Source organism: Streptomyces sp. S3(2020), assembly GCF_013044505.1.
Classification (GTDB): Bacteria; Actinomycetota; Actinomycetes; order Streptomycetales; family Streptomycetaceae; genus Streptomyces.
The window spans coordinates 1-8,527 of the sequence record NZ_JABERD010000305.1 but is presented as its reverse complement, the minus strand read 5'-3'; the positions used below and the strand labels follow the sequence as shown (position 1 = coordinate 8,527).

Below are 8,527 nucleotides of genomic sequence, written 5' to 3'. Positions count from 1 at the left end.
TGTTTCGGGCCGCCACCCACCGGAGTGTACATTTTCCTGTGTGCGGGCATGTGCTGATGGGGATAAGAGACAGGGTCCTTGAGGACGTGTCGGGCCGCCAGCCCCATGTCCCGTGGCGGGAGCCGGAGTTGAGACGGGTCCTCGACGCGGTGACCGACCTGGCCCACACCCTCACCCCGTCGCCCGTGCCCGACGCGCCCTCGGCCGCCGAGTCCGCCGTCGGCACGTACAACGGCTGGCGGCGGCTCCTGGAGGAGACCCACCCGGACCTCGACCCCTGGGCCGCCGCCCGCCTTCCGCGCCTCGCCGACCTCGCCGCGGCCTGCTCCGAGGCCGTCTCCGGAGACACCCTCGCCCACGGCGACCTGCGCGCCGACAACATCCTGCTCACCGACGACGACCGCGTCGTCTTCGTCGACTGGCCGCACGTCCTGCGCGGCGCCGCATGGCTCGACCTGCTCGTCATGCTCCCGTGCGTGAGGGCCCAGGGCGGCCCGGACCCGGAGGAGCTCTTCACCACGCACCCGCTGGGCCGCACCGCCGAACCGGACGCCGTCACCGCAGCCCTCGCGGGCCTCGCGGGCTTCTTCGTCCACCACTCGCTCCAGCCCCCGCCCCCGGGCATCCCCACGATCCGGGCCTTCCAACGCGCCCAGGGCGAGGCGGCGTCGCTGTGGCTGAGAGCCCGGACCGAATGACCCCCGGCTCGGGCTCAGCCGCCCGCGGCCTCCACCAACGCCCGTACCACCCGCAGGTCCTCACCCATCTCCGGATGCCACTGCACGCCCAACACCCAGTCGGCGGACGGCAGTTCCACCGCCTCCACCGTTCCGTCCGGTGCGTGGGCCGAGGTGAGGAGGCCGGTGCCCAGGCGGTCCACGGCCTGGTGGTGGTAGGTCGGCACGGCCGTCTCCTCGGGGACCGCACCGGCGTACAACGTGCCCGGCACCGGCTTCACCGTGTGCCACCCGAAGACGCCGACCACCTCCGCATGCCCCTCGATGTGCTGGACGAGCGTCCCCCCGAGGGCGACGTTCAGCAGCTGCATGCCCCGGCAGATCCCGAGCAGCGGGACACCGGCGGCGAGCGCGGCGTCGATGAGGGCGAGCTCCCACGCGTCGCGCTCCCGCGCGGGCGGCCCGGTACGCGCCTCGCGCTCGGCACCGTAGTGCACCGGCTCGACGTCAGGACCCCCCGCGATCACCAGCCCGTCGAGGCGCGCCACGGCCCCGGCGGCATGCTCGGGCGCGTCCGGCGGCAGCATCGCGGCCAGCCCGCCCGCCCGCTGCACGAGCCGCGGATACCCGACGGGCAGCAATGCCGCCGCCAGCTCCCACACCCCCCAGCGCGCCCCGGCCTCCAGATACGTACTGATGCCGATCAGCGGCCTGCCCGCCATGCGCCCTCCCGGTCCCGCAAAGGATGGTCTTCCTGCAAAGGATTGTCTCCATACCTTTGTCCAGAGCAGCCCTCAAGGACAAGGTCCGTGGCCCTCACGCCAGGAACCCCCTGAGCAGCGCCGCCGTCCCCCCGCAGTGCTCCCGCATCATCTCCCGCGCCCCGTCCGCGTCCCCGTCGAGGACCGCCTCCACCAGCGCGGTGTGCTGGCGTTGCGAGTGCTCCAGGTTGCGGACGAGGAGCGGGATGCAGTCCAGCAGGTCGTTCACCGTGGCCCGGACCGCCGCGTACTGCGCGGTCAGCGACGGCGACCCGCACAGCTCCGCCAGCGTCAGATGCAGCATCGTGTCCAGGCGCCGGTAGTCCGCCAGCGGAGCGTCCTGCGTGCGGGCCAGCGCCTCGCGCAGCCGCTCCGCCTGGTCCTCGGCCAGCCCGTGCGCCGCGCACAGACCCGCCGCCCCCACCTCCAGGACCTCACGGAAGCGCAGCACGTCCTCGATGTCGACCTCGGAGATCCGCCGCCGCAGCTCGTCCTCGCCCCCGGCGTCCGACCTCGGCAGCACGAACGTCCCGCCGTACCGCCCGCGCCGCGACTCCACCAGGCCCTGGTCCTGGAGCACCTTCAGCACCTCGCGCAGCGTCACCCGGCTGATCCCGAGCCGCTCCGCCAGCTCCCGCTCGGCCGGCAGCCGCTCGCCCCCCGGCACCAGACCGAGCCGTACGACCTGCAGGATCTGCTCCAACGCCTCCTCGAAGCCGTTGCCCGCCCGTACCGGCCGCAGCACCGGCGTCAACCGGTCCTCCAGATCGCCCTCCGGATCCAGCGACATCCCGTCGTACCCCCTTCCCAAGCAATGGTTCTCGGCAATACCTTATGGCTTCCGGCCCGGCCGAAAAAAGCGCAGAAGCCGAAGGAGCTCTCCCGTGGCAGACCGCACACCCCCGCTGAGCGTCGAGGAGCTGCACGCCCTCGTCGCCGGCGGTGAGATCGACACTGTCGTCCTGGCCTTCCCCGACATGCAAGGGCGGCTCCAGGGCAAGCGGTTCGCCGCCCGTTTCTTCCTCGACGAAGTGCTCCACCACGGCACCGAGGGCTGCAACTACCTCCTCGCCGTCGACACCGAGATGAACACGGTCGACGGGTACGCGATGTCGTCGTGGGACCGCGGATACGGCGACTTCGCCATGCACCCCGACCTCTCCACCCTCCGCCGCGTCCCCTGGAACGCCGGCACCGCCATGCTCGTCGCCGACCTCGCCTGGGACAACGGCTCACCCGTGGTCGCCGCCCCCCGCCAGATCCTCCGCCGCCAGCTGGAACGCCTCGCCGAACTCGGCTACACCGCCATGGTCGGCACCGAGCTGGAGTTCATCGTCTTCAAGGACAGCTACGAGCAGGCCTGGGACGCCGGCTACAAGGGCCTGACCCCGGCGAACCAGTACAACATCGACTACTCGGTCCTCGGCACCGGTCGTATCGAGCCGCTGCTCCGCCGCATCCGCAACGAGATGGCCGCCGCCGGGCTCACCGTCGAGTCCGCCAAGGGCGAGTGCAACCCCGGGCAGCACGAGATCGCCTTCAAGTACGACGAGGCCCTCGTCACCTGCGACCAGCACGCCATCTACAAGACCGGCGCCAAGGAGATCGCCGCCCAGGAGGGCGTCTCGCTCACCTTCATGGCCAAGTACAACGAGCGCGAGGGCAACTCCTGCCACATCCACCTCTCGCTCGCCGACACCGCCGGCAACAACGTGATGGCCGGCAACGGCGGTATGTCCGAGGTCATGCGGCACTTCCTCGCCGGACAGCTGGCGGCCCTGCGCGACTTCTCCCTGCTCTACGCCCCCAACATCAACTCCTACAAGCGCTTCCAGCCCGGCTCCTTCGCCCCGACCGCCGTCGCCTGGGGCCACGACAACCGCACCTGCGCCCTGCGGGTCGTCGGCCACGGCCGCTCGATGCGCTTCGAGAACCGGCTGCCCGGCGGCGACGTCAACCCCCACCTGGCGGTCGCCGGACTGGTCGCCGCGGGCCTGTACGGCATCGAGCAGAAGCTGGAACTGCCCGAGGCCTGCGCCGGCAACGCCTACACCGCCGAGTACGCCCACGTCCCCACCACGCTGCGGGAGGCCGCCGAGCTCTGGGAGAACAGCCCCATCGCCAAGGCCGCCTTCGGCGACGAGGTCGTGGCCCACTACCGCAACATGGCGCGCGTCGAGCTGGACGCCTTCGACGCCGCGGTGACCGACTGGGAGCTGCGCCGCTCCTTCGAACGCCTGTGAGGCATCTCTTGTCGCAACAGTACGAACTGGACGTCCTCAACCCCGCGACGGAGGAGGTCATCGCCACCGTCGCGGGCGCCGCCGAGCAGGACGTGGACGACGCCGTCCGGCGGGCCGAGCGCGCACAGCGCGCGTGGGCCGCCGTCGCGCCCGCCGACCGGGCCAGGCTGCTGCGCCGCTTCGCCGCCGTCGTCGACGAACACGTCGAGGAACTCGCCCGGGCGGAAGTGCGCGAGGCCGGCCACACCATCGGCAACGCCCGCTGGGAGGCGGGCAACGTCCGTGACCTCCTCGACTACGCCGCCGGCGGAGTGGAGCGGCTCACCGGCCGGCAGATCCCCGTCCCCGGCGGCCTCGACGTCACCCTCCTGGAACCGCTGGGCGTCGTCGCGGTGATCGCGCCCTGGAACTTCCCCATGCCGATCGCGGCCTGGGGCACGGCCCCCGCCCTCGCCGCGGGCAACGCCGTGATCCTCAAGCCCGCCGAGACCACCCCGCTGACCGCGCTGCGCCTCGCCGAACTCGCCCTGGAAGCAGGGCTCCCGGAACACCTCTTCCAGGTACTGCCGGGACGCGGCGACATCGCGGGCGAGTCCCTCGTACGGCATCCCGGCATCGCCAAGATCGTCTTCACCGGCTCCACGCGGGTCGGCAAGCGCGTCATGGCGCTCGCCGCCGAACAGGTCAAGCCGGTCACCCTCGAACTCGGCGGAAAGAGCCCGAACATCGTCTTCGCGGACGCCGACCTCAGGACCGCCGTCGACCCCTTCTCCTTCCTCGACAACTCCGGCCAGGACTGCTGCGCCCGCACCCGTGTCCTGGTCCAGGAGTCCGTGTACGACGAGGTCCGCGAGCTGCTCGCCGACGCGCTGTCCGCCGTCGTCGTGGGCGACCCGGCCGACGAGAAGACCCAGATGGGCCCGCTGATCTCCCGTCAGCAGCTGGACCGCGTCCGGTCGTTCGTGCCGGACGACGCCCCGGCCCTGCGCGGCAGCGCCCCCGAGGGGCCCGGCTTCTGGTTCGCGCCGACCGTCCTCACGGGGGAGCGGCACGACTCCCCGGCGGCCCGCGAGGAGATCTTCGGCCCGGTCGCGGTACTCCTGCCCTTCACCGACGAGCAGGACGCGATCCGCCTCGCCAACGACACCCCGTACGGCCTCTCCGGCTCCATCTGGACCCGGGACGTCGGCCGCGCGCTCCGGGTCTCCCAGGCGGTCCGGGCCGGCAACCTGTCCGTCAACTCCCACTCCAGCGTCCGCTACTGGACCCCCTTCGGCGGCTACAAGCAGTCCGGCGTCGGCCGCGAGCTCGGCCCGGACGCCCTGGCCGCCTTCACCGAAACCAAGAACGTCTTCATCAGCACGGAGGGCCCCGCACAGTGACCGCATCCACCGAGGAAATCGTCTGCCGCCGCCTCGTCGGCCGTACCGCCGTCATCACCGGGGCGGGCAGCGGCATCGGCCTCGCCACCGCCCGCCGGCTCGCCTCCGAGGGCGCGCACATCGTCTGCGGCGACGTCGACGAGCAGCGCGGCAAGGCGGCCGCCGAGGACGTCGGCGGGATCTTCGTGAAGGTCGACGTCACCGACGCCGACCAGGTCGAGGCGCTCTTCAAGACGGCCTTCGACACCTACGGCAGCGTCGACATCGCCTTCAACAACGCGGGCATCTCCCCGCCCGACGACGACTCCATCCTGGAGACGGGACTGGAGGCCTGGAAGCGCGTCCAGGAGGTCAACCTGACCTCCGTCTACCTGTGCTGCAAGGCCGCGATCCCCTACATGCGGCGGCAGGGCAAGGGCTCCATCATCAACACGGCGTCCTTCGTGGCGAGGATGGGCGCGGCCACGTCCCAGATCTCCTACACCGCGTCCAAGGGCGGGGTCCTCGCCATGTCCCGTGAACTGGGCGTGCAGTTCGCGCGGGAGGGGATCAGGGTGAACGCCCTGTGCCCCGGGCCGGTCAACACCCCGCTCCTCCAGGAGCTGTTCGCCAAGGACCCCGAGCGCGCCGCCCGCCGCCTCGTCCACATCCCGCTCGGCCGCTTCGCCGAGGCCGACGAGATCGCCGCCGCCGTCGCCTTCCTGGCCAGCGACGACTCCTCGTTCGTGAACGCCAGCGACTTCCTGGTCGACGGCGGGATCTCGGGGGCTTACGTCACCCCGCTGTAGGCCCGCCGCCTAGAGTGCCGGGATGAGCATGACGCCCCCGCCCGGCTGGTACCGCGACCCCGCGCATCCGCACCTGGAGCGCTGGTGGGACGGTACGGCCTGGACCGAGCACCGGCGCGAGCCCGCACCCGCGGGCCCGCCGCCGGTGCCGCCGGTCCCAGGACGGCCGCCGGGCGGCGAGGCCCCGGGGCGCGCGAAGGCTGTCGCCCTCATCACGGCCGGGGTGGTGCTGGTCGCGTCGATCGTGACGGGAGCGCTCGTCCTGCGCGAGGACGACGGCGCCGAGGACGACACGACCGTGACCGAGTCCATCACGCCCACCTTCGCCCCGACGAGCGGGACGCCCGCGCCCACACCGTCGGACGCCACCACCGAGCCCTCCGCCGACGACCCGGCCGTCGTCGAGGACCAGCTCAACGGCATCACCGTGCCGCTGCTCGACGGCTGGGTACGACCGCAGTACATCGTCGACGACGACGTCCTCATGTCCACCGACGGCACCTACGACTGCCCCGGCGACCCCGGCGTGTGCCGGCACGGTCTCGTCATCTCCCGCACGGTGACCTCGAACGACGAGACGTCCCCCGAGGCCCTCGCCAAGGCCGACATCTCCGACGCGGCCGACGACGCCTACGACCGCGACCTCGTCGGCAAGCGGCCCTTCGGCGGCATCGAGTCGCACGAACTCGTGAAGTCGGGTCCGGTCGCGGTCGCGGGCCGCGCCGGGTACTACGTCCGCTGGCGCGTCAAGACGGCCGAGGGGCCCGGCGGTTACGTCCAGTCCCTCGCCTTCCAGTCCAGCGTCGGCACCGAGTCCCCGGTCGTCGTGCGCTACGTCTTCGACGCCGGCGAGGACGGGCCGCCGCTCGCCGACATGGACCGGATCACCAAGGGCATCCGGTCCGGCGGCGACGCGAACGGCGGCGGCGTGGGCAGCAGCATCGGCCCGACGGACTGACCTACAGGAACGTCCGGCCCTCGCCCCGGTACGTCGGGACGGTCGCGGTGACGGTGTCGCCCTCGATCAGATGCAGTACGTCGAACCGCTCGCACAGCTCCCCGGCCTTCGCGTGCCGGAACCACACCTTGTCCCCGAGGAGGAGGTCGTCGGCGGGGGAGCCGAGCAGCGGCGTCTGCACCTCGCCGGGCCCCTCCTGCGGGTCGTACTTCAGCCCCTCGGGCAGATAGGGCACGGGGAGCCGGTCGGGACCGGGCGCACCGGAGGCCGGATAGCCACCTCCGAGCACCGTGACGACACCGACGCCCGGCCGCCGTACGACGGGCTGGGCGAAGAGCGCGGCCGGACGCCCGCTGAACGACGTGTAGTTGTCGAAGAGCCGCGGCACGTACAGCCCCGAGCCGGCCCCGATCTCCGTGACGGCGTCCTCGGCGGCGGTGGTCTGGACGCTGCCGGTACCGCCGCCGTTGACGAACTCCAGGTCGGGAACGACGGCCCGGACGGCCCGCACCACCTCGGCCCGCCGCTCGGCGAGTTCCTTGCGGGCGGTGGCCTGCATCAGCCGCACGGCACGGGACCGGAACGGATGCCCGGCGACGGAGTCGCCCACACCGGCGATATGACCCTCGTACGCCATGATCCCGACGACCTTGAACCCGGGCCGCCGGGCGACCGCGCGGGCGAGGTCGGCGACCTGGGCGGGGGAGTGCAGCGGAGAGCGCCGGGCGCCCACCCGTACCCGGCCGCCGAGGAGCCTGAGGGAGGTGTCCAACTCCAGGCAGACGCGGACGACTTCACGTCCGCCGTCCCGGGAGCGGTCGATGAGATCGAGCTGTGTGACGTCGTCGACCATGACGGCCACGGCGGCGGCGAGCTTGGGGTCCGAGGCCAGCTCGGCGTAGCCGGCGCTGTCCGCGGAGGGGTAGGCGAGCAGGATGTCGTCGAAGCCGGAACGTGCCAGCCACAGGGACTCGGCGAGGGTGAACGACATGAGGCCGGCGAAGCCGTCCTTGGCGAGGACGCGTTCGAGCAGCGCCCGGCACCGCACGGACTTGCTGGCCACACGGATCGGCTTGCCGCCGGCCCGGCGGACGAGATCGTCCGCGTTGGTGTCGAAGGCGTCCAGATCCACGATCGCCACAGGGGCGTCGAGGTGGGCGGTGGCCCGGTCGTAACGGGCCCGGTCGGCGGCGCGCGCAGTCATGAACGAAGCCTGCCAGACAGGATTACCGCAGGGTAGGGGGACGATCCGGGCTAAAGCCCCGGGCTCGTGGACTGGTTCCCGTCCGACCGGGGACAACCCGTAGAGTGACGCGCACGCATATGAGGACGGCAGGGGCCCGAAGTCGGGGGATGCCGCTCCGTCCGTGCGGGTATGCGTGTGCCGGGCGGGCTTGTTCGCACCGGGCACGACGACGGACCCGGGCACAAGGGAAACGGGGGGGCGCATGAGCACGGAAGCGCGGCACGCCTCCATCCCCCCGCGCCCCACGACACCCCCGCGCCCCACGGACCCTCCGACGCCGGGTCCCGAGGACACGGACCGCTAGGAGCCCGGGCACACCCCGGGCACCACCGAGGAACGGCCACCGGCCCAGGCGCCTGGTACGCGGCCGACCGACGCCGCTGTGCCCCCGATGCTGGGCACGCGACCGGCGACCGGGGCGGACGGCAGGGGAGAGCGGCAGGGCCCGCGTGCGGTACCCGCGGAACCGGCT

Annotated in this window: 8 protein-coding genes; 5 read left to right on the top strand and 3 right to left on the bottom strand. The window is 72.4% G+C overall.

Going from position 1 to position 8,527, the window contains the following annotated elements; all coding sequences use genetic code 11:
• The first annotated feature begins 56 nt into the window (after positions 1-56).
• Positions 57-698 carry a phosphotransferase gene (locus HLK59_RS45640; protein ID WP_346779971.1) on the top strand — a complete coding sequence of 214 codons (642 nt, stop codon included), beginning with the start codon at positions 57-59 and terminating at the stop codon, positions 696-698.
• A gap of 14 nt (positions 699-712) precedes the next feature.
• On the opposite strand, the gene HLK59_RS45635 is transcribed toward HLK59_RS45640, so the two are convergent.
• Positions 713-1,399, bottom strand: a complete 687-nt coding sequence (locus tag HLK59_RS45635) for a gamma-glutamyl-gamma-aminobutyrate hydrolase family protein (protein WP_171147574.1) — start codon at positions 1,397-1,399, stop codon at positions 713-715.
• A gap of 94 nt (positions 1,400-1,493) precedes the next feature.
• Positions 1,494-2,228, bottom strand: coding sequence for an FCD domain-containing protein (locus tag HLK59_RS45630; RefSeq protein ID WP_171147573.1), 735 nt, complete (start codon positions 2,226-2,228; stop codon positions 1,494-1,496).
• A 94-nt stretch (positions 2,229-2,322) separates the two neighbouring features.
• Between HLK59_RS45630 and HLK59_RS45625 the strand changes: the two genes are divergently transcribed.
• Genes HLK59_RS45625 through HLK59_RS45610 form a run of 4 tightly spaced genes read left to right on the top strand, consistent with a single transcriptional unit; the run spans position 2,323 to position 6,809 of the window.
• Positions 2,323-3,681, top strand: coding sequence for a glutamine synthetase family protein (locus HLK59_RS45625; protein ID WP_171147572.1), 1,359 nt, complete (start codon positions 2,323-2,325; stop codon positions 3,679-3,681).
• A gap of 8 nt (positions 3,682-3,689) precedes the next feature.
• The gene (locus HLK59_RS45620) at positions 3,690-5,063 is read left to right on the top strand and encodes an aldehyde dehydrogenase family protein (RefSeq protein WP_171147571.1); all 1,374 of its coding nucleotides are present in this window, start codon (positions 3,690-3,692) and stop codon (positions 5,061-5,063) included.
• Positions 5,060-5,851 carry a 3-oxoacyl-ACP reductase gene (locus tag HLK59_RS45615; RefSeq protein WP_171147570.1) on the top strand — a complete coding sequence of 264 codons (792 nt, stop codon included), beginning with the start codon at positions 5,060-5,062 and terminating at the stop codon, positions 5,849-5,851. The genes HLK59_RS45620 and HLK59_RS45615 overlap by 4 nt, the downstream gene beginning before the upstream one ends.
• 28 nt (positions 5,852-5,879) lie before the next feature.
• On the top strand, positions 5,880-6,809 hold the full coding sequence (locus HLK59_RS45610; protein ID WP_171147576.1) for a DUF2510 domain-containing protein: 930 nt from the start codon (positions 5,880-5,882) through the stop codon (positions 6,807-6,809).
• Between the two features lies 1 nt (position 6,810).
• On the opposite strand, the gene HLK59_RS45605 is transcribed toward HLK59_RS45610, so the two are convergent.
• Positions 6,811-8,013, bottom strand: a complete 1,203-nt coding sequence (locus HLK59_RS45605; protein ID WP_171147569.1) for an amino acid deaminase/aldolase — start codon at positions 8,011-8,013, stop codon at positions 6,811-6,813.
• Between the last annotated feature and the right edge of the window lie 514 nt (positions 8,014-8,527).